The following is a 22282-nucleotide window of genomic DNA, read 5'->3' on the forward strand; positions in this document are numbered from 1 at the left end:
CGCACTGGTCTAGTCGACTGAGGCCGACGGTGATTTCGAGACACCGAACATTCCCAAGGGGTGCCAGATGCAGCAATTGCGGCTGACCCGAACGCGCCGGGCAGCTCTGATCGGGCTCGCCGGCGCGCTCGCGGTCTCGCTGACCGCGTGCGCGGAGTCGAAGCGGGACGAAGCCGGAGGCGGTGGCTCCGGAGGCACCATGGTCTTCGGCAACACCGGCAACCCGAAGATGTTCGACCCGATCTTCAACGACGAGGGCGAAACCTTCCGGATCACCCGGCAGATGCTGGACACGCTGATCCAGAACAAGCCGGGCACCGCCGAGCTGGCCCCGTCGCTGGCGACCAAGTGGACGCCGAGCAACGACGGCAAGACCTGGACCTTCGACCTCAAGCAGGGCGTGAAGTTCAGCGACGGCACCGCGTTCGACGCCAAGGCGGTCTGCTTCAACTTCGACCGCTGGTACAACATGAAGGGCGCCGCCGCCCAGAGCCAGATGATCTACTACGGCGACGTCTTCGAGGGCTTCGCCCACAACGAGGGCGACACCACCGGCACCCCGGTCTACAAGAGCTGCGAAGCCAAGGACGACCACACCGCGGTGCTCAACCTGAACCGCGCGAAGGGCGCCTTCCCGGCCGCGTTCACGCTGCCGTCGTTCGCGATCCAGAGCCCGGACGCGCTGAAGAAGTACAACGCGGACGACGTCAAGGCGTCCGGCACCTCGATCACCTACCCGGAATACGGGTACAAGCACCCGACCGGCACCGGCCCGTTCAAGTTCGAGAGCTGGGATCAGGGCAACGGGCAGATCACCCTGGTGCGCAACGACACCAGCACGATGCCGCAGCCGGCCAAGCTGGACAAGCTGGTCTTCAAGGTGATCCCGGACGAGAACGCCCGCAAGCAGGCGCTCAAGGCCGGTGACATCAACGGCTACGACTTCCCGGCACCCGCGGACTACGGGCTGCTGCGCAACGACGGCGAGCAGGTGCTCATCCGCCCGTCCTTCAACGTGCTCTACCTGGGCATCAACCAGAAGGGCAACCCGCTGCTCAAGGACCAGCGGGTGCGCCAGGCGCTGGCCTACGGCATCAACCGCCAGCAGTTCGTGAGCTCGAAGCTGGCCGAGGGTTCCGAGGTCGCGACGGAGTTCGTGCCCAAGGCGATCTCCGGGTACACCGACGACGTCACCAAGTACCCGTACGACCCGAACAAGGCCAAGCAGCTGCTCAAGGACGCCGGCGCCGACCACATGACGCTGAAGTTCTACTACCCGACCGAGGTCACCCGGCCGTACATGCCGAACCCGGCCGACACCTACACCTCGATCGCCGAGGACCTGAAGAACATCGGCATCACCGTCGAGCCGCACCCGGAGTCGTGGAACGGCGGCTACAAGGACGACGTGCAGAAGAACGGCAAGCAGGACCTGCACCTGCTCGGCTGGACCGGTGACTACAACGACGCGGGCAACTTCGTCGGCACCTTCTTCGGTCGCGCGAAGCCGGAGTTCGGCTTCGACAACCCCGACCTGTTCAAGGCTCTCGCCGACGCGGACGCCTCGCCGGCCGGCGACGCGCACGCCAAGGCGTACCAGGACGCGAACAAGAAGATCATGGACTTCCTGCCCGCCGTCCCGATCGCGTACCCGACCCCGGCGATCGTGGTCGGCCCGAAGATCAAGGGCGTGGTGGCCAGCCCGCTCACCGACGAACGCTTCGACAACGTCACGATCGGCTGACGTGCTCCGCTGAGCAGCCAGGCCAAGGGCAGGTGCTACCGCGCCTGCCCTTGGCCTCGTTTCCCGGGCTGTACACAAAGGACTCACCGTGCTCCGTTTTCTCGTGCGTCGGCTGCTACAAGCAATTCCGACGCTGCTGATTCTGTCCATTCTGGTTTTCGCCTGGTTGCGATCCCTGCCCGGCGGACCCGCCTCCGCCCTGCTCGGGGACAAGGCGACGCCGGAGAAAATCGCCAACCTGAACCACGTGCTCGGTCTCGACGAGCCGGTCTTCTTGCAGTACTTCAAATTCCTCGGCCGCGCGGTCACCGGTGACTTCGGCACGTCGCTGTCGTCGTCGCGGCCGGTGATGGACGAGATCACCACGTTCCTGCCGGCCACCATCGAGCTCGGCCTCTCGGCGATGCTGGTCGCGGTGTTCTTCGGAGTCTCGTTCGGCTATCTCGCCGCGCGGTTTCGCGGGCAGGTCATCGACAACCTGATCATCATCGTCACGCTGATCGGCGTCGCGGTGCCGATCTTCTTCCTCGGCTACATGATGCAGGACCTGCTGACCACGCCGTTCGGGCTGCCGTCGCAGGGCAGGCAGTCGCCGGGCATCGACGCCACCGCCGTCACCAATTTCGCCATTCTCGACGGGATCATGACCGGCGAATGGGACGCCGTCTGGGACGCGATCAGGCACCTGATCCTTCCCGCGCTCGCGCTGGCGACCATCCCGTTCGCGGTGATCACCCGGATCACCCGGGCTTCGGTGCTCGACGTGTTCAATGAGGACTTCATCCGCACGGCGAACTCGAAGGGCCTGACCCAGCCCGTCGTCCGCCAGCGGCACGTGCTGCGCAACGCGTTGCTGCCGGTGGTCACCACCGTCGGCTTGCAGACCGGCGCGCTGCTCGGCGGCGCGGTGCTGACCGAGCGGGTGTTCAACTTCCGCGGCATCGGCTTCCTGCTCGCGGAGGGCATCGAGAAGCGCGACTACCCGCGGTTGCAGGCACTGCTGCTGCTCGGCGCACTGGTCTACGTCCTCGTGAACCTGCTCGTCGACATTTCGTACGGGCTCATCGACCCGAGGGTGCGTGTGCGGTGAACACTCTGCTGAACAAGAAGAAAGAACCGATCGACAAGCTCGCCGCGACGTCGGCGGGCGGGCGGAGTCTCACCGCTGAGGCGTTCCGCCGGATGCTGCGCAGCCCGGTGGCGATCACCGGCGGCGTGATCACCTTGCTGTTCGTGCTGCTGGCGATCTTCGCGCCGCTGCTCGCGCCGAAGGACCCGCAGACCCGGTATTTGCAGAGCCAGGTGCAGCTCGGCCGCGGCATCATCCCGGGTGCCCAGCCCGGTTTCCCGCTCGGCGTGGACGATTTCGGCCGCGACTTCCTGTCCCGGCTGCTCGTCGGCGCCCAGCAGACGCTGCTGGTCGGCGTGCTCGCGACGGTGATCGGCGTGCTGCTCGGCGTCCTGGTCGGCGGGCTGGCCGGCGCGTTCGGCGGCTGGGTCGACACGGTGCTGATGCGCCTGGTCGACGTGCTGCTCGCGTTCCCGTCCCTGCTGCTGGCGATTTCGATCGCGGCGCTGTTCGCGAAGCCGAGCCAGTGGACGGTCATCCTGGCTGTGTCGATGATCGGCGTGCCGATTTTCGCCCGGCTGCTGCGCGGTTCGATGCTCGCCCAGCGCGAGGCGGACCACGTGCTGGCGGCGACCTCGCTGGGCGTGAAGCGGACGACGATCGTGTTCCGGCACATGCTGCCGAACGCGATCGGACCGGTGATCGTGCAGGCGACGCTGACCCTGGCGACCGCGATCCTGGAGGCCGCGGCGCTGTCGTTCCTCGGTCTCGGCGACCCGGACCCGACCCGCGCGGAATGGGGGCTGATGCTCGGCAACGCCTCGCGCCAGTTCCTCGACATCCGGCCCGAGCTGGCGTACTACCCGTTCGTCGCGATTCTCGTGGTGGCGCTCGGGTTCACCCTGCTCGGCGAGTCCCTTCGCGAAGCCCTCGACCCGAAGAACCGGCGGTGACCCCGTGGCACTTCTTGAAGTCCGCGACCTGAAGGTCGTGTTCCAGCGCCGGGGCGAGCAGCCGTTCACCGCGGTGGACGGCGTCAGCTTCGACGTCGAGCCCGGCCAGACCGTCGGGCTGGTCGGCGAGTCCGGCTGCGGCAAGTCGGTGACCTCGCTGGCGATCATGCGGCTGCTGGCCAAGCGCGGCAACACGGTCAGCGGTTCGGTGCGCTTCGAGGGCACCGACCTGCTGACGCTGTCCGAACGCGAGATGCGTGACCGGCGCGGCCGCGACCTCGGCATGGTGTTCCAGGATCCGCTGTCCTCGCTGAACCCGGTCATCCCGATCGGGCTGCAGATCACCGAGGTGCTGGAGCGCCACCGCGACATGCCGCGCAAGAAGGCGCGGATCGAGGCGGCGGAGCTGCTCGACAAGGTCGGCATCCCGGACCCGACGCGCCGGCTTTCCGAGTACCCGCACCAGCTTTCCGGTGGGATGCGGCAGCGCGCGCTGATCGCGATCGCGCTGGCCTGCCGTCCGCGGCTGCTGATCGCGGACGAGCCGACCACCGCGCTCGACGTGACGATCCAGGCGCAGATCCTCGCTCTGCTCCGGGAACTGGTGCAGGACACCGGCACCGCGCTGATCATGATCACGCACGACCTTGGTGTGGTCGCCGGGCTGTGCGACGAGGTCAACGTGCTCTACGGCGGCCGGATCGTGGAACGCAACGAACGGCACGCGCTGTTCGCTGAGCCGAGGCATCCGTACACGCACGGCCTGCTGGCCTCGATTCCGCGGCTGGACGAGGGCCGCGGCGAAAAGCTGGTGCCGATCCGCGGTTCGGTGGCCGACAACATCCCGTGGGACAGCGGGTGCGCGTTCGCGCCGCGCTGCCCGAACGCGATCGCGGCCTGCCGGGAGTCCTCGCCGGACTTGGTGCCGGACGGAAACGGTTTGCTGCGCTGCTTCAACCCGGTGGAGCGGGCTGTGGCGGCTGGAGGAGGGGTCCGATGACGACGGCCAACACCGACGAGGTGCTGCTCGAGGTCACCGACCTCAAGGTGCACTTCCCGATCAAGCGCGGCATCGTCGTGGACCGCACGGTGGGCCACGTGTTCGCTGTGGACGGTGTCGACCTGTCGATCCGGCGCGGTGAGACCTACGGCCTGGTCGGCGAGTCCGGCTGCGGCAAGTCGACCCTGGGCCGGGCGATCCTGCGGCTCAATGAGCCGACCAGCGGCAAGGTGGTCTTCGACGGCACCGACGTCGCCCAGCTCAAGGGCGAGAAGCTGCGCACGGCGCGGCGGCGGATGCAGATGGTGTTCCAGGACCCGATGTCGAGCCTGGACCCGCGTCAGTCGGTCGAGTCGATCCTCGTCGAGGGGATGCGCGCGCACGGCTTGGACAAGGACAAGGAGTCCACCGCGAAGCGGCTGCGCGAGCTGCTGGCCGCGGTCGGCTTGCCGGAGACCGCGCTGCGGAAGTACCCGCACGAGTTCTCCGGCGGCCAGCGCCAGCGCATCGGCATCGCCCGGGCGCTGTCGGTGGAGCCGGAGCTGATCGTCGCCGACGAACCGGTGTCCGCACTGGACGTCTCGGTGCAGGCGCAGGTGGTGAACCTGCTGGAGGACCTGCAGGAAGAGCTCGGTCTCACCTATTTGGTGATCGCGCACGACCTGGCGGTGGTCCGGCACATCTCCGACCGGATCGGCGTGATGTACCTCGGCTCGCTGGTCGAGGAGACGACGTCGGACGAGCTGTACCGCAATCCGCTGCACCCCTACACCCGGGCGCTGCTCTCGGCGATCCCGGTGCCGGACCCGGTGGTGGAGGACAGTCGCGAGCAGATTCTGCTGACCGGCGACCTGCCGTCGCCGGCCAACCCGCCGTCCGGCTGCCGGTTCCACACCCGCTGCCCGTGGCGGCAGGAGAGCCTGTGCGACACCGATCGCCCGCAGCTGCGGGAAATCGGCGCCGGACACCGGGTGGCCTGCCACTACGCGGAGGACATCCGCGACGGGCGGATCCAGCCGCACAAGGTGGAGCCGGAGCTGGTCGAGGCCAGTGCGCTGAACCCGGACCTCGGTCCGCCGGACGTCGGTTCGGCCGCTGAGATCCTCTGAGGCGAGGTGGCGTGGAAAGCCTCCTTGCCGGAAACTGTTTCCGGCGAGGAGGCTTTTCCGCGTTTCCGGGCCGCTGGACGAGAGGGAGCGCGCTGGTGACCATCCCGCCGCCGGAACCCGGGAATCGGCCCGCGAGGCTGGGGGTGGGCGACTGGGCGTTGCTCTTGCTGGCGGTCTTGTTCCTGGTGGGCGGCCCGCTGGCGATGATCGGCGGATCGAACGCCGATGCGACGGCCGTGCGGCTGCGCGAGTCCGGGACGCGGATCAATGGGTCCGTTGTGGACTTCAACGACGCGGCCAAGGGCTCCCGTTATCGCAAGATGACCGTGCGATACGCCGCTGCCGACGGAGCGACGTACACAGTGGTCGCCGACGTCGGAGCCGAGCAGCATCCGAAGGTCGGCGACCAGGTCACCGTCCGGGTGGATGCGAGCAGCCCGAAGAGTTCGATCGTCGAGGGCTACGAATCGCCGTCCAGCCAGCTGTTCAGCCTCGGGCTGATCTTCACCTCCCTCGGGCTGCTCCTCGGCGCGGGGTTCTTTGCCAGCAGGCGGTTTCTCGGGCGGCTGCGGAAGGAATACCCGGGCTTCTCCGGTTGAACTCTCAGGGCGCCAGGTCGATCGCGGCCCGGAACGAGCCGTCCATGTGGAATGGCGTCGAGTTGTGCTCATGCGTGACAAGCCAGCCGTTGTCGTTGCGCCGCAGGGTAAGCGTGGTGCGGAACCAGAGCGTGAATGGTTCGGGTGCGCCGCTGGGCACCGCGCTGAGCGTTGCCAGTGCGGTCACGACGGCGAGATCGCCGGAGGCGGTGATCTCCGGATCGTGGTACTCGTAGGCGACAGGACCGTCGAAGGTGCTCAGCCACTGCGCGACATAGTCCGCGGAGGCACCGGTCGTGCGCAGCGGCGGGGCGAGGTCGAACTTCACCGCGTCGGCGGCGTAAATGGCGACGATCCGGTTCGCGTCCTTCGCGTGCGTCGCGGCGGTGCGTTCGGCCAGCAGTTCGCGGATTTCGTTCTCAGCCATGAGGGGTTCTCCTTCGTCTCGGTGCGTTCGTCCGGGACGTCGAAGCCGCGAGCGCGGTTTCGACAGAAGGAGTAGAAACAACTTTCCGGGAGGTTTCCGATGAAGTATCTGGTCCTGATCTACGGCAACCCGGCGTCGCGCGCGGCGTGGGCGGGGATGACCGACGAACAGAAAGCTGAGGGCTTGCGCGCTTACCAGCGCTTCCACGAGGAGCTGGCGGGCACTGGCGAGCGGATCGTGTCCGAGCGGCTGGCCGCGCCGGAGCTGACGAAACAGGTGCACGTCCGGCCCGATGGGGTGAGCACGACCGACGGCCCGTTCGCCGAGATCAAGGAGCAGCTGGCCGGCTTCTACCTGCTGGAATGCGATTCGGAAGCGCGAGCGCTGGAGATCGCCGCCCGGATCCCGGAGGCCCCGTACGCGACCATCGAGGTGCGACCGGTGATGGGGCTGACCGGGGACGTGGACTTCGAGCTGTGATCGAGGACGTCCTGCGCGACCTGACTCCGCAGGTCGTGAGCGCGCTCGTGCGCCGCTACGGCGACTTCGGCAAATGCGAGGACGCCGTGCAGGAGGCGCTGCTCGCGGCCGCGGTGCAGTGGCCGCGAGACGGGGTGCCGGACAATCCGAGGGCCTGGCTGATCACCACGGCGTCGCGCCGGCGGATCGAAATGTGGCGCAGCGAAGCCGCTCGCATCCGGCGCGAGGAGACGGTGGCCGCGCTCGAACCGCCGGACCCGGAGCCGGTCGTCCAGGACGACACGCTCGCTTTGCTGATGCTGTGCTGCCATCCCGCGCTGACCCGGCCGTCCCAGGTGGCCTTGACGCTGCGCGCGGTCGGCGGCCTGACCACCGCCGAGATCGCCCGGGCGTTCCTGGTGCCGGAGCCGACCATCGGCCAGCGGATCAGCCGGGCGAAACAGAAACTGCGCGGTGCGGACTTCGTCCTGCCGCCGCCGGGCGAGCTGCCCGACCGCGTCGCCGCCGTGCTGCAGGTGCTGTATCTGGTGTTCACCGAGGGCCACACCGCCAGCGCGGGCGAGGCGGTAAATCGGGTCGAGCTGACCGCGGAAGCGATCCGGCTGACCCGGCAGTTGCACGCCCAGCTTCCCGAGGACGGCGAAGTCACCGGTCTGCTGGCGCTCATGCTGCTCACCGACGCCCGCCGCCCCGCCCGCACCGGCCCCGGCGGCGTCCCGATCCCGCTGGCGGACCAGGACCGCTCGCGCTGGGACGCGTCCGCGATCGCCGAAGGCAGCGCGCTCATCGAGCACGCGCTGAGCACCAGTGCAGTCGGGCCGTATCAGCTGCAAGCCGCCATCGCCGCGGTCCACGACGAGGCACCCACCGCGGACGCCACCGATTGGCCGCAGATTCTGCTCTTGTACGACCTGCTCCAGCAGCTGGCTCCCGGCCCGATGGTCACGCTCAACCGCCTGGTCGCGCTGGCCCAGGTCGAAGGCCCAGCGGCCGCGCTGGCCGAACTGGACGCGCTGGACCAGCTCGACCACTACCGGGTCGACGTGGTCCGCGCGCATTTGCTGGAGCTCTCCGGCGACGCGGCGGGTGCCCGCGCTTGCTATCAGCGGGCCGCTCGGCGCACGCTGAGCTTGCCGGAACGCGCGTATTTCGAATCGCGAGTTTTGCCGGATATGCCGGGAAAAGTCTGACCTGAGACGGACCCCGGCCCCGACTTCAGGCGGACGCTGCCGCACCCGACCCGCCGGTACCCTGCAAGTAGCTCGGTGCGAAAGGCGAGGGGGTTGGCGTGAACATCGACCACATCCTGGAGGCGATTCCTCCATTGTCGGTCTACCTGCTGGTGGGCCTGGTGGTCATGATCGAAAGCCTGGGCATTCCGCTGCCCGGCGAGATCGTACTGGTGAGCGCGGCTCTGCTGGCGTCGTCGCACAGCGGGCTGAACCCGTTGTGGATCGGTGCGCTGGCGAGTGCGGGCGCGATCATCGGCGACAGCATCGGGTACCTGATCGGACGCAAGGGCGGCAAACGCCTGTTCGCCTGGGCGGGCCGGAAGTTCCCGAAGCACTTCGGACCGGCGCATATCGCGAGCGCGGAAAAAATGTTCCACAAGCACGGCATGTGGGCGGTGTTCTTCGGCCGGTTCGTCGCGGTGCTGCGCATCCTGGCCGGCCCGCTCGCCGGTTCGCTGAACATGCATTACCCGCGCTTCCTGACCGCGAACGCGCTGGGCGGCATCGTGTGGGCGGGCGGCACCACGACGCTCATCTACTACTTGGGCGTGGTCGCCGACAAGTGGCTGAAGGGCTTCCAGTGGGCCGGGCTCGGCGCGGCGCTGGTGATCGGCCTGGTGGTGACGCTGATCCTGAAGAAGCGGATGGCCAAGCACGCGGAAGCGGACCTGGCGGCGACGAAGGCGGACGAGAAGAACGACGCGGTCGCCTGACCGACGACGAAAACCCCCGGCTGCTCGGTGCGGCCGGGGTTTTCGTGTTTGACGCGGCGGAACTTCGGCCGGTGAAGGCGGATGACCGCGTCAGGCTGGCATCAGCTCTTCCTCCAGCACGGCCGGCTTCTTCCGCAGCGATCCCAGCAGCACGCCGCCGATCACCACCGCCGCCGCGATCAGGGTCAGCGCCGTCGGCACCTCGCCGAGGATGAAGAACGACGCGGTCAGGCCGACCACCGGTACCAGCAGCGAGAACGGCGCCACCACGCCCGCCGGGTTGCGGCGCATCAACGTGGTCCAGATGCCGGAGCCGATGACGGTGCCGACGATGACCACGTACGCGAGCCCGATCAGGCCGATCACGCCGGTCTTCGTGCCGAGCGTGGTCAGCGAGTGCCAGCCGGCGCTCGGGCCTTCGAAGATTCCGGACAGCGCCAGCATCGGCAGCGGCGGCACCACCGACATCCACAGCGTCAGGTGCAGCGGGTTGTCCGGCTCTGCCTTGCGCATGCTCAGGTTGCCGATCGCCCAGCTCAGCGCGGCCAGCAGGGTCAGCAGTACGGGCACCAGCGCGGCCTGGCCGGACTGCTGCCACGCGATCGCGGCCATCCCGGCCACCGCCAGCAGGATCCCGGCCAGTTGCCGTCCCGAGACGCGTTCGCGCAGCAGGACCGCGCCGAGCAGCACGGTGAACGGCGCCGACGCTTGCAGCACCAGCGACGCCAGGCCGGTCGGCATCCCCAGGTGCATCGCGACGAACAGGAACGCGAACTGGCCGGTGCCGAAGCCGAGCCCGTACCCGAGGAGGTAGCGCAGCTTCACCCGCGGCCGCGGGACGAGGAACACCGTCGGGACGGCGATCAGCAGGAACCGCAGCGCGCCGGCGAACATCGGCGGGAACTGGCCGAGAGTGGCGTGGATGGCGATGAAGTTGAGGCCCCATAAGACGGCGACGAACACGGCGAGCAGACGGTCTCGGATGGGCATGCCTCAACTGTGCCGACTCTGACCGTGAAGCACTAGCGAGAATATCTGCACTGACTGTGTAGCAGTCCTTCAAATACACTGGTCGGATGGACTTGGGCCGGCTGAGGACGCTGCGGGAGTTCGCCGATCGGGGCAGCGTGACCGCCGCCGCCCTGGCGCTGCACTGCACGCCATCGGCGATCTCGCAGCAGCTGCGCGCGCTGCAGGCGGAGGTCGGCATCGCGCTCACCGAACCGGCCGGCCGCGGCCTCCGGCTCACCGACGCCGGTCGCGCCCTGGTCGCCCGCGCCGACGAGGTGCTCGCCGCGCTGGACCGGGCCGAATCGGAGCTGGACACCTATCGCAGCGCCCCGCGCGGGCGGGTGCGGATCGCGATCTTCCAGTCCGCCGGGCTGATGCTGCTGCCCGGCCTGCTGCGCCGGATCGAACGGCACGAGCACCTCGAGATCGACGTCCGCGACGTCGACATGGTCCCGTCGCAGGTCCCCGGCCTGGTCGCGGACTACGACGTGGTCGTCGCGCACCGCGACGAGCACGCGGCCGAGTTCGACTCCGAACGGCTCGACGTGGTCCCGCTGCTGCGCGAGCCCCTGGACGTCGCGCTCCCGGTCGGCCATCGGCTCGCTCGGCACCGCCGCGTCGGGCTGACCGACCTCGCCGACGAGCGCTGGATCTCAGTCGACCACGGCTTCCCGGTCGACGACGTCCTGCGCTCGCTGACTGTGCGCACCGGCGTCCGGCCGCAGATCGTCCAGCGGATCAACGACTTCCGGATCACCGAGCGGCTGGTCGCGGCCGGCCACGGCATCGCGCTGATGCCCCGGTACACCATGGACACTCGGCGCGGCAGCGGACTGGTCGGCCGCCCGCTGGCCGGCATCCGGGCGGCGCGGCTGATCGAGGTGGTGTGCCGGACCGGCGCGGCGGACCGGCCGGCGGTGGCGACGGTGATCGACGAGATGCACGCCGAAGTCGCGGAGCTGACGACTTGACCGGGTTTCCGGGCGGCCCCGTTCCCGGCAGCCGCCACCCCGGGGAAGGTCAGGCCGCTGGACTGGGCACTGGCGAAGTCGAGTTCCGCCGGATCCCGAACGTGATCGCGGTGCCGAGCAGCAGCGCGACCGCCAGGGACAGCGCCATGCTGAACCCAGGCTCGGCGATCAGCTGGCCGCCCGCGTAGCCGAGGATCGCGACGTACGACGTCCACAGCAGGACGCCCACCGCGGACGCGGTCAGGAACTCGGAGAACCGCCACTTCAGCGAACCGGCGAGCAGCGCGCCGACGGTTCCGCCGGAGGGCAGCCAGCGGGCGACGACCAAGACCGGACGCGGGTGCCGCTGCAGTCGCCCGTCGAGCCACTCCAGCCCGGCGGCCAGCTTGCGCCGGCGGGTGAGCCGGGACAGCACGCGCGCCCCGCCGAACCGGCCGAGGGCGTACAGGGCCTGGTCGGACAGGAGGCAGCCGACGCTCGCGACCGCGATCACGACCGCTAACGGAGTCCCATGCTGCGCGGCGGCGATGCCCATGCCGAGCAGCGTCACCTCGGTGGGCAGCAACGGCACCAGCGAGACGACGAACAGCAACACCAGTCCAGCCGTCGTAGTGTTCATCTCCGCCTTCCTCCCCTCCGCCGCCCTCAACCGAGTGGCGTCGCCGCCTGCCTCTCCCATGTAACCGCCGGCCCGGCGAAAATCAGTCCCAATCACCGGGTCCGCACAGCAAGACACAGCCAGGGCACAGACTTCGCCGAACCCGGACAGCAGATGTCAGGGTTCTGCCGCACGCTGGTGGTTCACTGACGGAAAGGGGACGAACCGAATGAGCGGGGAACTGGCCGGCAAGGTCGCGCTCGTGGCGGGCGGCACGCGCGGGGCGAGCCGGGCGATCGCGGTCGAACTGGGCCGGGCCGGGGCGTACGTGTACGTCACCGGCCGCACCACCCGGAGCCAGCGGTCCGAAGTGGACCGCCCGGAGTCCATTGAGGACACACTGGACCTGATCGAGGCGGCCGGCGGCAGCGGAAGCGCGCTACGGGTCGATCACCTGGTGAGCGACGAGGTCGCCGCGCTGGCCAACCGGGTGGAGGCCGAGCACGGCGGCTTGGACCTCCTGGTCGACGGCATCTGGGGCGGCGACCGCTACCTGGAGTGGGGCAAGCCGGTCTGGGAGCATTCGCTGGACTCGAGCCTGCGGATGATGCGGCTGTCCCTCGACGCCCACCTGATCACCAGCCACCATCTGTTTCCGCTGGTCATCAAGCGACGCGGACTCGTGGTCGAGCTGACTGACGGCACCGCCGAGTACAACCGGAAATACCGCGAGGGCACGTCTTTGCCGTACTACCTGGCGAAGGCGGCGATCAACGTGCTGGCCGTCGGCGAGGCCGCGGAGCTGACGAAGCACGACTGCACCGCGGTCGCGTTCACCCCCGGCTGGATGCGCTCCGAGGCGATGCTCGAAATCTTCGGCGTCACCGAGGAAAACTGGCGCGACGCGACCGAGCGCGAACCGCACTTCGTCATCTCGGAAACGCCGACCTTCTCCGGCCGCACCGTCGTCGCGCTGGCAGCGGACCCGGACCGGGACCGCTGGAACGGCCAGACCGTCTCCAGCGGCCAGCTGGCCAAGGTCTACGAGATCGACGACGTGGACGGCAGCCGCCCGGACGCTTGGCGCTACATCGAGGAGGTCCAGGAACCAGGCAAGCCCGCGGACACCGCCGGCTACCGCTGATCTGAAGTCCGTGAAGGGCTCCTTGCCGGAATCTGAGTCCGGCAAGGGGCCCTTCACGGACGGTTGCGGTCGGCGAGTGCCTGGCCGAACTCCGCGACCGCGGCCCGGATCTCCGGCGGGGTCCGGACCTCGACCCCGGGTCCGAGCGAAGTCAGCTGTCCGACCGCGACTTCGTCGCTCTCCAAGGCGAACTCGGCCTCCGCCCAGCCGTCCTCGGAAGGCGGCCCGAGCGACACGAGCACCTCGTGCACGTGCTCCGGCCCGAAAACCCGGCGCAACGCCCGCACCGCGGACGCGTCGAGCCGTGCGGTCACCCGGACCGGCAGCGGCATCTTCTCGAACTCCGCCGACGACGCGCGCCACCAGTCGGCGAGAGAGAATTCCTCCGGCCGGGCAAAGGTTTCGCCGTTCTCGGCGACCCCTTCCAGCCGGGACACCCGATACGTGCGGAAAGAAGCGTCGACCCGCGCCACCAGGTACCAGACCCCGGCCTTCAGCACGAGCCCCAGCGGATCGAGCGTCCGCCGGGCGACCTTGTCACGTCGCCGGTACCGGACGTCGAGCTGCCGCTGCGTCCACACCGCCTTCGCGACCGCGGGCAGTGCTGCCGCGTCGTCCGGCGAACTGAACCAGGCCGACGCGTCGAGATGAAACCGACCGGCGACTGTCCGGGCCTGTTCCTGCAGCTGCGCCGGCATGCTCGCGGACACTTTCGCGTGCGCGGCCGCCACTGCGGTGCCGAGACCGAGCCCGGCGAGCGCGTCCGGCACGTCCAAGGCGAGCAGCGCGACGGCCTCGCGCGAAGTGAGGCCGTCGAGCCGCGAACGCCAGCCATCGACCAGCCGGACGCCGCCGTACCGCCCTGGTTCGCTCCAGAGCGGTACGCCGGCTTCACGCAGGGCCGCGAGATCGCGGCGCAGCGTCCGTTCGGTCACGCCCAGTTCGTTCGCCAGCTCCCCGACGGTGCCCGCGCGCTTGCGATGCAGCGTGAAGAGCAGCGCGACCAGGCGCTCAGCTCGCACTCCCGCCTCCGCCTCCCGTCCGCCGCCCGCCCCAATGCCACATTGGGTGCATGTGACGCACCGAATGCCACATTGGGTGCGTCACATGCACCGAATGTGGCATTCGGGCCAGACTCAGCGGTTGGCCCGGTTCACCGCGCTCACCACGGCGCGCAGCGAGGCGGTCACGATCGACGGGTCGACGCCGATACCCCAGAACACCCGGTCCGAGATCGCGCATTCGATGTACGACGCGGCGCGGGAGTCGTCGCCCGGGCTCAGCGTGTGCTCGCTGTAGTCCAGGAGCCGCAGGTCGTAGCCCACCGTGGACAGCGCGTCGAAGAACGCCGCGATCGGGCCGTTGCCGCGACCGGTGATCTCGTGCTCGTCGCCCTCGACCTTCACGGTCGCTTCCAGGTCGTACTCGCCGTCGCCGGTGTCGGTGACCCGCTGCTTGATCAGCTCCAGCGGAGTCTTGGACTCCAGGTATTCGGCGGAGAACGCGTTCCACATCGTCGCCGGGTCGACCTCGCCGCCCTCGGAGTCGGTGTAGGCCTGGATGACCTTCGAGAATTCGATCTGCAGCCGGCGCGGCAGGTCCAGCTGGTGCTCGGCCTTCATGATGTAGGCCACGCCGCCCTTGCCGGACTGCGAGTTCACCCGGATCACGGCCTCGTAGGTGCGGCCGACGTCCTTCGGGTCGATCGGCAGGTACGGGACTTCCCACGGGTACTCGTCGACCGGAACGCCCTGCTTGTCGGCGGCGTCCTTCATCGCGTCGAGGCCCTTGTTGATCGCGTCCTGGTGGCTGCCGGAGAAGGCGGTGAACACCAGGTCGCCACCCCACGGCGAGCGTTCCGGGACCGGCAGCTGGTTGCAGTACTCGACGGTCCGCTTGATCTCGTCCATGTCGGAGAAGTCGATCTGCGGGTCGATGCCCTGGCTGTAGAGGTTCATTCCCAGCGCGACCAGGTCGACGTTGCCAGTGCGCTCGCCGTTGCCGAACAGGCAGCCCTCGATCCGGTCCGCGCCGGCCTGGTAGCCCAGTTCGGCGGCGGCGATGCCGGTGCCGCGGTCGTTGTGCGGGTGCAGCGACAGGATCACCGAATCACGGCGCTCCAGGTTGCGCGACATCCACTCGATCGAGTCGGCGTAGATGTTCGGCGTCGCCATCTCGACGGTCGCCGGCAGGTTCAGGATCACCGGCTTCTCCGGCGTCGGCTGCCAGATCTCGGTGACCGCGTTGCAGACCTCGAGCGCGTAGGACAGCTCGGTGCCGGTGTAGGACTCCGGCGAGTACTGGAACCGGAAGTCGGTGTCCGGCTGCTTGGCGGCCAGCTCGACCACCATTTCCGCGGCCGACGTGGCGATCTTCTTGATGCCCTCGCGTTCCTCGCGGAACACGACGCGGCGCTGCAGGATCGAGGTCGAGTTGTAGATGTGCACGATCGCCCGCGGCGCGCCCTCGAGCGACTTGAAGGTCCGCTCGATCAGCTCCGGACGGCACTGGGTCAGCACCTGAATGTGCACGTCGTCCGGGATCGCGCCCTCTTCGATGATCTCGCGGACGAAGTCGAAGTCGGTCTGCGAGGCGGCCGGGAAGCCGACCTCGATCTCCTTGTAGCCCATCCGGACCAGCAGGTCGAAGAACTTGCGCTTGCGGGCCGGCGACATCGGGTCGATCAGCGCCTGGTTGCCGTCGCGCAGGTCGACCGCGCACCACAGCGGTGCGCGCTCGATGCGCTTGTCCGGCCAGGTGCGGTCGGGTACCTCGATGTTCTCGACCAGGTCGTACCAGGGGCGGTAGCGGTGCACCGGCATGGACGTGCCGCGCTGCGGGTTCCACCCGGGCTGCCCGGCGGGCGCGGGGCGGGAAGGGGTGCGCACACGGGAGTTGGCGGTGCGAGGGTCGGTGCTCATAGCGGGGTAAATCTCCTGACGGGTTCGGTGCGGACGACCGGCACCACAAAGCCCCGCGACGAGGAGCCGGTCAGATCAGGCCCCGTCGCGGCAGCGAAGCAGGAGTTCACGCGCCACGTCCCCACTGTAACCACCCGCCGGGCGGAAAGGAAAGCCGGTGTCGCGATCGAACTGTTACGTCCCGTGGCGGGTACCTGTTACCAGCGGGTAGCGGGCCGCGATGTGACGTGTCAGACTGCCCGGCATGGGCGAGCACGCGGAAGAGTCGCAGAAAACCGAGACGGAATCGCGCCCCCGGCGCGCCCCGGTGAACTGGCGGCGCACCCGTGAGCAGGCCGTGTCGTTGGTGGCCTCGCTCGTGCGCTGGATCGGACTGCTGTTCGCGGCGGTCCTCGTGCTGCACGTGATCTTCGTGATCGGCTCGGCCAATCAGGGCAACGGCATCGTGTCGTTCGTGAGCAACTGGGCGGACGGCCTGTCGCTCGGCTTCAAAGACCTGTTCACGCCGAGTGACGGAAAGCTCCGGGTGCTGGTGAACTACGGCATCGCGGCGGTGTTCTGGCTGATCGTGTCCGGCGTGCTGGCGCGGGTGATCCGGCGGGTCGGCGGGGCCAGCTCCTGAGCGGTCCTCGCTTGCACGATCGATCTTGTGTCCGTGAAGGGCCCCTTGCCGGACTCTGATTCCCGCAATGGGTCCTTCACGGACTGCATCGCCCGCCGCTGCGCCCCGAGCGCTGCCGTCGCGTGCCGGTGCGTGGTCGTCCAGCACGCCTTTCCCAGGGCGCAAGAAGCCGCGGGGGTGCCAGCCCTCGGCCGGCGCCCCCCCCGCGGCGGTCTTGCCCTCCGGCTACTTCCAGCTGATCGATTCCTTGCCGTAATCCGTGTTCGGTGCCTGGTCCCGGCGGCTGCTGTCGTCGTAGGACGCGCCCTTCACCTCGGTACCGGCCGGCGCGAGCGCTAGCACGCAGCTGGTGTACGAAGCGCCCTTGGTCGTGAAGTCCTTGCCCGAGTTGCCGCTGTCGCACTTCTCGAACTTGCCGATCACCGACACGTGCGGGCCGTCCGAGCCGTCGGCGAGCTGGCCGTTCATCAGGCCCAGCGAGCTGTACGAGAAGTCCGTGCCGGACTCGTTCGTCACCTTCACCTGGATGTAGTACGGCGTCATGCCCTTGGCCTGATCGCCCAGCTTCAGCGGGGCGAGGTCGGCCTCGACGCCCTTGTCGATCCCGGTCACCGTGATGCCGATCGCGCCGTTCTTCTTCGACGCGGAGAACGGCACGATGGCCTTTTCGCCGATCTTGAGCTTCGTGCCCTGCTTCGTGAACTCGACGCCGCTGGTGCTGCCGCCGTCCGCGGGCGCGGAGCTGGAGGCGGGTGCCGAGCTGGACGAAGCCGGTCCGGCCGGACTGCTGGCAGGCGCCGGGGCGGCCTTGTCGTCCGAACCGGAACAGCCGGCCAGCGCGAGCGCTAACGCGGAAACGGCCAGCATTGCGGGCACCCCAGTACGCATTACGTTTCTCCTCGCGAAGTGCCCGCCGATCTCACGGGCCAGGACCGATGTGGTGCCACTCTGACCGCGCGAAGAACAAACCGGTTCCCGGGAATGCTCACGGATCGGTCACAGTGCGGGGGTGCCCCAGCGGTCGCCGAAAGCGAACTCGGAAAGCGGCAGCCGTTCCCGCGGCGCCCGTTCCCGCTCGACGCGCCAGGCCTCCGCGAGCACGGCCGCGTCGGCGGGAGAACCGACGGCGATCGCCACCCGCGCCGTCGCGTTGTCCGGCAGCCCGAACTCCGCGCGCACGGCGTCCGCGGAAAACCCAGCCATCTGGTGGGCGATCAGTCCCAGTTCGACCGCCTGCAGGACCAGGTTCTCGCTCGCCAGGCCCAGCCCGTAATCGGTGTAGGGGACCTCGCCCTTCTCGTTCGTAGTGACCGTCACACCGATCAGCAGCGCGCTCGCCCGGAACGCCCACGCCTGGTTTCCGGAGTTCAGCGTCGCGAGGATCCGCGGGTACACCGCGTCGCCGCGGCGGCCGGCCAGGTACCGCGCCGGCTGGGTGTTGCCGAACGACGGCGCCCACCGGGCAGCCTCGAGCAGGGCGGTCAGCTGGCCTTCGGTGATCTCGGCGGTCTCGTCGAAGGCACGGGGGCTCCACCGCTCGGCGATGGCCGACGCGACCGGGACGCTGGTTTCGGCTGGTTTGCGCACGTGTTGCACCGTAGTACGCGCCGGAGTGCTCTCCGTCACTCCGGCGGAAGGGCTTCGAACTTTTCCTCCGCGTCAAGGAAAATTTACTTCCGAACGGTCCGCGCGGGCGGTGACCGGCCACTCGACGGTAGGTCCGCCGGCTCTCGCGCCGGTAGGCTTTGCCCAAATGAAGGGCCGCGGGCGCTCCTAGGTGCCCTCCAGGAGACCGCCCCGGCCCGTCAAGGAGGTTCGGGCGTGGCCCTCGTGGTCCAGAAGTACGGCGGATCGTCGCTGGAAAGTGCCGACCGGATCAAGCGCGTGGCAGAACGGATCGTCGCGACCAAAAAGGCGGGCAACGACGTGGTCGTCGTGTGCTCGGCGATGGGCGACACCACCGACGAGCTGCTGGATCTGGCGCAGCAAGTGAACCCGGCTCCGCCGGAGCGAGAAATGGACATGCTGCTCACCGCCGGTGAGCGCATCTCGAACTCGCTGGTCGCGATGGCCATTTCCGCGCAAGGCGCGCAAGCCTGGTCGTTCACCGGTTCGCAGGCCGGCGTGGTCACCACCTCGGTGCACGGCAACGCGCGCATCATCGACGTCACCCCCAGCCGCGTCACCGAGGCGCTGGAGCAGGGCTACGTCGCGCTGGTCGCCGGGTTCCAGGGCGTGGCACAGGACACCAAGGACATCACCACGCTCGGCCGCGGCGGCTCGGACACCACGGCGGTGGCGCTGGCCGCGGCGCTGAACGCGGACGTCTGCGAGATCTATTCCGATGTGGACGGTGTGTATTCGGCCGACCCGCGGATCGTTCCGGACGCGAAAAAGCTCGACACCATTCCGTACGAGGAGATGCTGGAGCTCGCGGCGAGCGGATCGAAGATCCTGCACCTGCGTTCGGTCGAGTACGCCCGCCGCTACGGCGTGCCGATCCGAGTCCGTTCTTCCTACAGCGACAAGCCGGGCACCACGGTGACCGGATCGATCGAGGAGATCCCCGTGGAACAAGCGCTGATCACCGGCGTGGCACACGACCGCTCGGAAGCGAAGATCACCGTGACCGGCGTGCCGGACCACGCCGGCGCGGCGGGCCGCATCTTCCGGGTCGTCGCCGACGCCGAGATCGACATCGACATGGTGCTGCAGAACGTGTCCAGCACGTCGTCCGGCCGCACCGACATCACCTTCACGCTGTCGAAGGCCAATGGCGCCAAGGCGGTCAAGGAACTCGAGAAGATCAAGGCGGAGATCGGCTTCGAGTCGGTCCTCTATGACGACCACGTCGGCAAGGTGTCGCTGGTCGGCGCCGGAATGCGCTCGCACCCGGGCGTCACCGCGACGTTCTGCGAGGCGCTGGCCAACGCCGGCGTGAACATCGAAATCATCAACACCTCGGAGATCCGCATCTCGGTGCTGATCCGCGACGCGCAGCTGGACGAGGCCGTGCGCGCGATCCACGAGGCGTTCGAACTCGGCGGCGACGAAGAAGCCGTCGTCTACGCGGGGAGTGGTCGCTGATGGCATCGGGTCTTCGGATCGGCGTGGTCGGCGCGACCGGCCAGGTCGGCGCGGTCATGCGCAAGCTGCTCGACGAGCGGAACTTCCCGGTCGAGCAGATCCGCTACTTCGCTTCGTCCCGTTCTGCCGGGCGCACGCTGCCGTGGCGGGATCAGGAGATCACCGTCGAGGACACCGCGACCGCAGATCTGTCCGGTTTGGACATCGCGCTGTTCTCCGCGGGCGGCGCGACCTCGCGCGAGCAGGCCCCGCGGTTCGCCGAGGCGGGCGCGGTCGTGGTCGACAACTCGTCGGCGTTCCGGATGGACCCGGACGTGCCGCTGGTCGTCAGCGAAGTGAACCCGGACGCGATCAAGGAAGCGCGCAAGGGCATCATCGCGAACCCGAACTGCACCACGATGGCCGCGATGCCGGTCCTCAAGCCGCTGCACGACGAGGCCGGCCTGGTGCGGATGATCGCGAGCACCTATCAGGCGGTTTCCGGCAGCGGCCTGGCCGGCGTCGACGAGCTGGCCGCGCAGGTGAACGCGGTGGCGTCGCGCGCGGCCGCGCTGACCCACGACGGTTCGGCGGTCGAGTTCCCTGCCCCGGCCAAGTACGTCGCGCCGATCGCGTTCAACGTCCTGCCGATGGCCGGATCCATTGTGGACGACGGACTGTTCGAGACGGACGAGGAAAAGAAGCTGCGCAACGAGAGCCGCAAGATCCTCGGCATCCCGGAGCTGCGGGTGTCCGGCACCTGCGTGCGGGTTCCGGTGTTCACCGGGCACTCGCTGTCGGTGAACGTGGAATTCGAGCGGCCGCTGTCGGTCGAGCGCGCGACCGAACTGCTGGCGAGCGCGCCCGGCGTGCAGCTGGCGGACGTGCCGACCCCGCTGCAGGCGGCCGGCATCGACCCGAGCCTGGTCGGGCGCATCCGCACCGACCCGGGCGTCCCGGACGGTCGGGGCTTGGCGCTGTTCGTGGCGGCGGACAACCTCCGCAAGGGCGCGGCGCTGAACACCGTGCAGATCGCCGAGCTGGTGGCGCAGAACCGCTGAGTTTCGTGGGAAAACCGCCCGGTCCCTGGTGGGGCCGGGCGGTTTCGTTTCTTCTGCCGCGGCTTGATCGGCTTCGGCCCGAACGCGGCCCGGAATCTGTTGGAAGCCAAGGCAGCAGCGGGTTCTCAGTGCTCTCGTTGTCTGCCGCGCAGACCGGATCGGGACCCCGGCCTGCTTGGCGATCACCAGGGAAGGCGCGCCGCGCCGTCGGCACCGAACCTCCGCACCGGTGTCCCGGTTGTCCGGAAATCCGTTTGTCGAACGCGCTGTCGTGCCGGATGCTGAACCGGCAAACTTCAGTCGCGGAAAGGCAAAGACATGTACACGGCAGTGGACGGCTCGCGGGTCCCGATCCGGATGTGGGCGGATCCCGCATCCGTCGAAGACCAGGCGATGCGGCAGCTGCGCAATGTCGCGAACCTGCCGTGGGTGCACGGTGTCGCGGTGATGCCGGACGTCCACTATGGAAAGGGCGCCACCGTCGGCAGCGTGATCGCGATGCGCGACGCGGTGTCCCCGGCTGCCGTCGGCGTCGACATCGGCTGCGGGATGAGCGCGGTGCGCACCTCGCTGACCGACGCGGACCTGCCCGACGATCTCGGCAAGCTGCGCCGCCGGATCGAATCGGCGGTGCCGGTCGGGTTCGGTCTGCACAAGACGCCGGTCAACACGGCGAAGGTGCACGGCGTCGGCGGATGGGACGCGTTCTGGAAGTCGTTCGGCGACTTGCACGAAGGCGTCCAGGAGCTGCGCAAGCGAGCGCACCTGCAGATCGGCAGCCTCGGCGGCGGCAATCATTTCATCGAGGTCTGTCTTGAGCAGGGCGGCGCCGACGAGGGCCGGGTCTGGTTGATGCTGCACTCGGGTTCGCGCAACATCGGCAAGGAACTCGCTGAGCGGCACATGGCGATCGCCCGGAAGCTGCCGCACAACCAGGACCTGCCGGACCGCGATCTCGCGGTATTCGTGGCGAACACCCAGGAGATGGCGGCCTACCGGCGAGACCTGTTCTGGGCGCAGGACTACGCGGCCCGCAACCGGGCGACGATGGTCGCGCTGGTGAAGCTGGCAGTCGCGGAAGTCGTGCCCGGCACGACCTTCGACGACGCGATCAGCTGTCACCACAACTATGTCGCCGAGGAAACCTACGACGGCGTAGAGCTGCTCGTCACCCGCAAGGGCGCGATCCGCGCCGGCGCGGGAGACCTGGGAATCATCCCGGGCAGCATGGGAACCGGCTCGTACATCGTGCGCGGTCTCGGCAACACCGCGTCGTTCGAATCGGCCTCGCACGGCGCGGGCCGGCGGATGTCGCGGACGAAGGCGCGCAAGACGTTCACCGCCGCGGACCTCGCGGAGCAGACGTCGGGTGTCGAATGCCGGAAGGACACCGGGGTGGTGGACGAGATCCCGGCCGCGTACAAGGACATCGAGACGGTGATCAAGGCGCAGACGGACCTGGTCGAGGTGGTCGCGCACCTCAAGCAGGTGGTGTGCGTGAAGGGGTGAAGGAATCCCGTGGGCGAATCGCCCGGTTCGCCCACGGGAACCGCTACCCTGGG

At 68.8% G+C, this 22282-nt stretch carries 22 protein-coding genes; 15 read left to right on the plus strand and 7 right to left on the minus strand.

The window, feature by feature from the left end; genetic code table 11:
* The first annotated feature begins 67 nt into the window (after positions 1-67).
* The 6 genes from AMYBE_RS0135330 to AMYBE_RS43580 all read left to right on the plus strand — a co-directional run bounded on the left by AMYBE_RS0135330 (position 68) and on the right by AMYBE_RS43580 (position 6474).
* Entirely contained in the window at positions 68-1744 is a 1677-nt protein-coding gene (locus tag AMYBE_RS0135330; protein WP_020664119.1) for an ABC transporter substrate-binding protein, read from the plus strand.
* Between the two features lie 88 nt (positions 1745-1832).
* Entirely contained in the window at positions 1833-2834 is a 1002-nt protein-coding gene (locus AMYBE_RS0135335) for an ABC transporter permease (RefSeq protein WP_020664120.1), read from the plus strand.
* Complete coding sequence (locus tag AMYBE_RS0135340) at positions 2831-3766, plus strand: ABC transporter permease (RefSeq protein ID WP_020664121.1); 936 nt, start codon at positions 2831-2833, stop codon at positions 3764-3766. Before AMYBE_RS0135335 ends, AMYBE_RS0135340 begins: the two co-directional genes overlap by 4 nt.
* Before the next feature lie 4 nt (positions 3767-3770).
* The gene (locus AMYBE_RS0135345) at positions 3771-4766 is read left to right on the plus strand and encodes an ABC transporter ATP-binding protein (RefSeq protein WP_020664122.1); all 996 of its coding nucleotides are present in this window, start codon (positions 3771-3773) and stop codon (positions 4764-4766) included.
* On the plus strand, positions 4763-5875 hold the full coding sequence (locus tag AMYBE_RS0135350) for an ABC transporter ATP-binding protein (RefSeq protein WP_020664123.1): 1113 nt from the start codon (positions 4763-4765) through the stop codon (positions 5873-5875). Before AMYBE_RS0135345 ends, AMYBE_RS0135350 begins: the two co-directional genes overlap by 4 nt.
* A gap of 95 nt (positions 5876-5970) precedes the next feature.
* Positions 5971-6474 carry a DUF3592 domain-containing protein gene (locus AMYBE_RS43580; RefSeq protein WP_169515294.1) on the plus strand — a complete coding sequence of 168 codons (504 nt, stop codon included), beginning with the start codon at positions 5971-5973 and terminating at the stop codon, positions 6472-6474.
* 4 nt (positions 6475-6478) lie between these two features.
* Here AMYBE_RS43580 and AMYBE_RS0135360 read toward each other — a convergent pair whose 3' ends face one another.
* Complete coding sequence (locus tag AMYBE_RS0135360) at positions 6479-6901, minus strand: YybH family protein (protein WP_020664125.1); 423 nt, start codon at positions 6899-6901, stop codon at positions 6479-6481.
* Positions 6902-7000: 99 nt separating this feature from the next.
* Here AMYBE_RS0135360 and AMYBE_RS0135365 point away from each other — a divergent pair, with 99 nt between their 5' ends.
* The 3 genes from AMYBE_RS0135365 to AMYBE_RS0135375 all read left to right on the plus strand — a co-directional run bounded on the left by AMYBE_RS0135365 (position 7001) and on the right by AMYBE_RS0135375 (position 9326).
* Complete coding sequence (locus AMYBE_RS0135365) at positions 7001-7381, plus strand: YciI family protein (RefSeq protein ID WP_020664126.1); 381 nt, start codon at positions 7001-7003, stop codon at positions 7379-7381.
* A complete protein-coding gene (locus AMYBE_RS0135370; RefSeq protein ID WP_020664127.1) occupies positions 7378-8571 on the plus strand; it encodes an RNA polymerase sigma factor in 1194 nt (397 codons plus the stop codon). The genes AMYBE_RS0135365 and AMYBE_RS0135370 overlap by 4 nt, the downstream gene beginning before the upstream one ends.
* 98 nt (positions 8572-8669) lie before the next feature.
* The gene (locus AMYBE_RS0135375) at positions 8670-9326 is read left to right on the plus strand and encodes a DedA family protein (RefSeq protein WP_020664128.1); all 657 of its coding nucleotides are present in this window, start codon (positions 8670-8672) and stop codon (positions 9324-9326) included.
* Between the two features lie 90 nt (positions 9327-9416).
* Here the strand turns inward: AMYBE_RS0135375 and AMYBE_RS0135380 are convergent, their stop codons facing one another.
* Positions 9417-10316 carry an EamA family transporter gene (locus AMYBE_RS0135380; protein ID WP_020664129.1) on the minus strand — a complete coding sequence of 300 codons (900 nt, stop codon included), beginning with the start codon at positions 10314-10316 and terminating at the stop codon, positions 9417-9419.
* Between the two features lie 86 nt (positions 10317-10402).
* Between AMYBE_RS0135380 and AMYBE_RS0135385 the strand changes: the two genes are divergently transcribed.
* On the plus strand, positions 10403-11308 hold the full coding sequence (locus AMYBE_RS0135385) for a LysR family transcriptional regulator (protein WP_020664130.1): 906 nt from the start codon (positions 10403-10405) through the stop codon (positions 11306-11308).
* Positions 11309-11357: 49 nt separating this feature from the next.
* On the opposite strand, the gene AMYBE_RS42955 is transcribed toward AMYBE_RS0135385, so the two are convergent.
* Positions 11358-11927: a DedA family protein gene (locus AMYBE_RS42955; RefSeq protein ID WP_020664131.1), complete on the minus strand. Its 570-nt coding sequence runs from the start codon at positions 11925-11927 to the stop codon at positions 11358-11360.
* A gap of 208 nt (positions 11928-12135) precedes the next feature.
* On the opposite strand from AMYBE_RS42955, the gene AMYBE_RS0135395 reads away from it, so the two are divergent.
* Positions 12136-13050, plus strand: a complete 915-nt coding sequence (locus AMYBE_RS0135395) for an SDR family oxidoreductase (RefSeq protein ID WP_020664132.1) — start codon at positions 12136-12138, stop codon at positions 13048-13050.
* Positions 13051-13103: 53 nt separating this feature from the next.
* Here AMYBE_RS0135395 and AMYBE_RS0135400 read toward each other — a convergent pair whose 3' ends face one another.
* On the minus strand, positions 13104-14072 hold the full coding sequence (locus tag AMYBE_RS0135400; RefSeq protein WP_020664133.1) for a helix-turn-helix transcriptional regulator: 969 nt from the start codon (positions 14070-14072) through the stop codon (positions 13104-13106).
* Positions 14073-14186: 114 nt separating this feature from the next.
* Positions 14187-15971: a 2-isopropylmalate synthase gene (gene leuA / locus AMYBE_RS0135405; protein WP_027928362.1), complete on the minus strand. Its 1785-nt coding sequence runs from the start codon at positions 15969-15971 to the stop codon at positions 14187-14189.
* 244 nt (positions 15972-16215) lie between these two features.
* On the opposite strand from leuA, the gene AMYBE_RS0135410 reads away from it, so the two are divergent.
* Entirely contained in the window at positions 16216-16593 is a 378-nt protein-coding gene (locus tag AMYBE_RS0135410; protein ID WP_020664135.1) for a hypothetical protein, read from the plus strand.
* Between the two features lie 225 nt (positions 16594-16818).
* Here AMYBE_RS0135410 and AMYBE_RS0135415 read toward each other — a convergent pair whose 3' ends face one another.
* Together AMYBE_RS0135415 and AMYBE_RS0135420 are read right to left on the minus strand one after the other, a co-directional pair.
* Positions 16819-17481, minus strand: a complete 663-nt coding sequence (locus AMYBE_RS0135415; RefSeq protein ID WP_027928363.1) for a PDZ domain-containing protein — start codon at positions 17479-17481, stop codon at positions 16819-16821.
* 108 nt (positions 17482-17589) lie between these two features.
* On the minus strand, positions 17590-18180 hold the full coding sequence (locus AMYBE_RS0135420; RefSeq protein WP_020664137.1) for a nitroreductase family protein: 591 nt from the start codon (positions 18178-18180) through the stop codon (positions 17590-17592).
* Positions 18181-18414: 234 nt separating this feature from the next.
* On the opposite strand from AMYBE_RS0135420, the gene AMYBE_RS0135425 reads away from it, so the two are divergent.
* The 3 genes from AMYBE_RS0135425 to AMYBE_RS0135435 all read left to right on the plus strand — a co-directional run bounded on the left by AMYBE_RS0135425 (position 18415) and on the right by AMYBE_RS0135435 (position 22229).
* Complete coding sequence (locus AMYBE_RS0135425) at positions 18415-19680, plus strand: aspartate kinase (protein ID WP_020664138.1); 1266 nt, start codon at positions 18415-18417, stop codon at positions 19678-19680.
* Complete coding sequence (locus tag AMYBE_RS0135430; RefSeq protein WP_020664139.1) at positions 19680-20720, plus strand: aspartate-semialdehyde dehydrogenase; 1041 nt, start codon at positions 19680-19682, stop codon at positions 20718-20720. The genes AMYBE_RS0135425 and AMYBE_RS0135430 overlap by 1 nt, the downstream gene beginning before the upstream one ends.
* A gap of 318 nt (positions 20721-21038) precedes the next feature.
* Complete coding sequence (locus AMYBE_RS0135435) at positions 21039-22229, plus strand: RtcB family protein (RefSeq protein ID WP_020664140.1); 1191 nt, start codon at positions 21039-21041, stop codon at positions 22227-22229.
* Positions 22230-22282 lie beyond the last annotated feature (53 nt).

This window comes from Amycolatopsis benzoatilytica AK 16/65 (genome assembly GCF_000383915.1).
Lineage (GTDB): Bacteria > Actinomycetota > Actinomycetes > Mycobacteriales > Pseudonocardiaceae > Amycolatopsis > Amycolatopsis benzoatilytica.

Excerpts from the sequence above, each read along its gene's own strand:
- AMYBE_RS0135330 (WP_020664119.1), top strand. The coding sequence starts at position 68 with ATGCAGCAATTGCGGCTGACCCGAACGCGCCGGGCAGCTCTGATCGGG.
- AMYBE_RS0135350 (WP_020664123.1), top strand. The coding sequence starts at position 4,763 with ATGACGACGGCCAACACCGACGAGGTGCTGCTCGAGGTCACCGACCTC.
- AMYBE_RS0135360 (WP_020664125.1), bottom strand. The coding sequence starts at position 6,901 with ATGGCTGAGAACGAAATCCGCGAACTGCTGGCCGAACGCACCGCCGCG.
- AMYBE_RS0135365 (WP_020664126.1), top strand. The coding sequence starts at position 7,001 with ATGAAGTATCTGGTCCTGATCTACGGCAACCCGGCGTCGCGCGCGGCG.
- AMYBE_RS0135380 (WP_020664129.1), bottom strand. The coding sequence starts at position 10,316 with ATGCCCATCCGAGACCGTCTGCTCGCCGTGTTCGTCGCCGTCTTATGG.
- AMYBE_RS0135385 (WP_020664130.1), top strand. The coding sequence starts at position 10,403 with ATGGACTTGGGCCGGCTGAGGACGCTGCGGGAGTTCGCCGATCGGGGC.
- AMYBE_RS42955 (WP_020664131.1), bottom strand. The coding sequence starts at position 11,927 with ATGAACACTACGACGGCTGGACTGGTGTTGCTGTTCGTCGTCTCGCTG.
- AMYBE_RS0135395 (WP_020664132.1), top strand. The coding sequence starts at position 12,136 with ATGAGCGGGGAACTGGCCGGCAAGGTCGCGCTCGTGGCGGGCGGCACG.
- leuA (WP_027928362.1), bottom strand. The coding sequence starts at position 15,971 with ATGAGCACCGACCCTCGCACCGCCAACTCCCGTGTGCGCACCCCTTCC.
- AMYBE_RS0135410 (WP_020664135.1), top strand. The coding sequence starts at position 16,216 with ATGGGCGAGCACGCGGAAGAGTCGCAGAAAACCGAGACGGAATCGCGC.
- AMYBE_RS0135415 (WP_027928363.1), bottom strand. The coding sequence starts at position 17,481 with ATGCGTACTGGGGTGCCCGCAATGCTGGCCGTTTCCGCGTTAGCGCTC.
- AMYBE_RS0135430 (WP_020664139.1), top strand. The coding sequence starts at position 19,680 with ATGGCATCGGGTCTTCGGATCGGCGTGGTCGGCGCGACCGGCCAGGTC.
- AMYBE_RS0135435 (WP_020664140.1), top strand. The coding sequence starts at position 21,039 with ATGTACACGGCAGTGGACGGCTCGCGGGTCCCGATCCGGATGTGGGCG.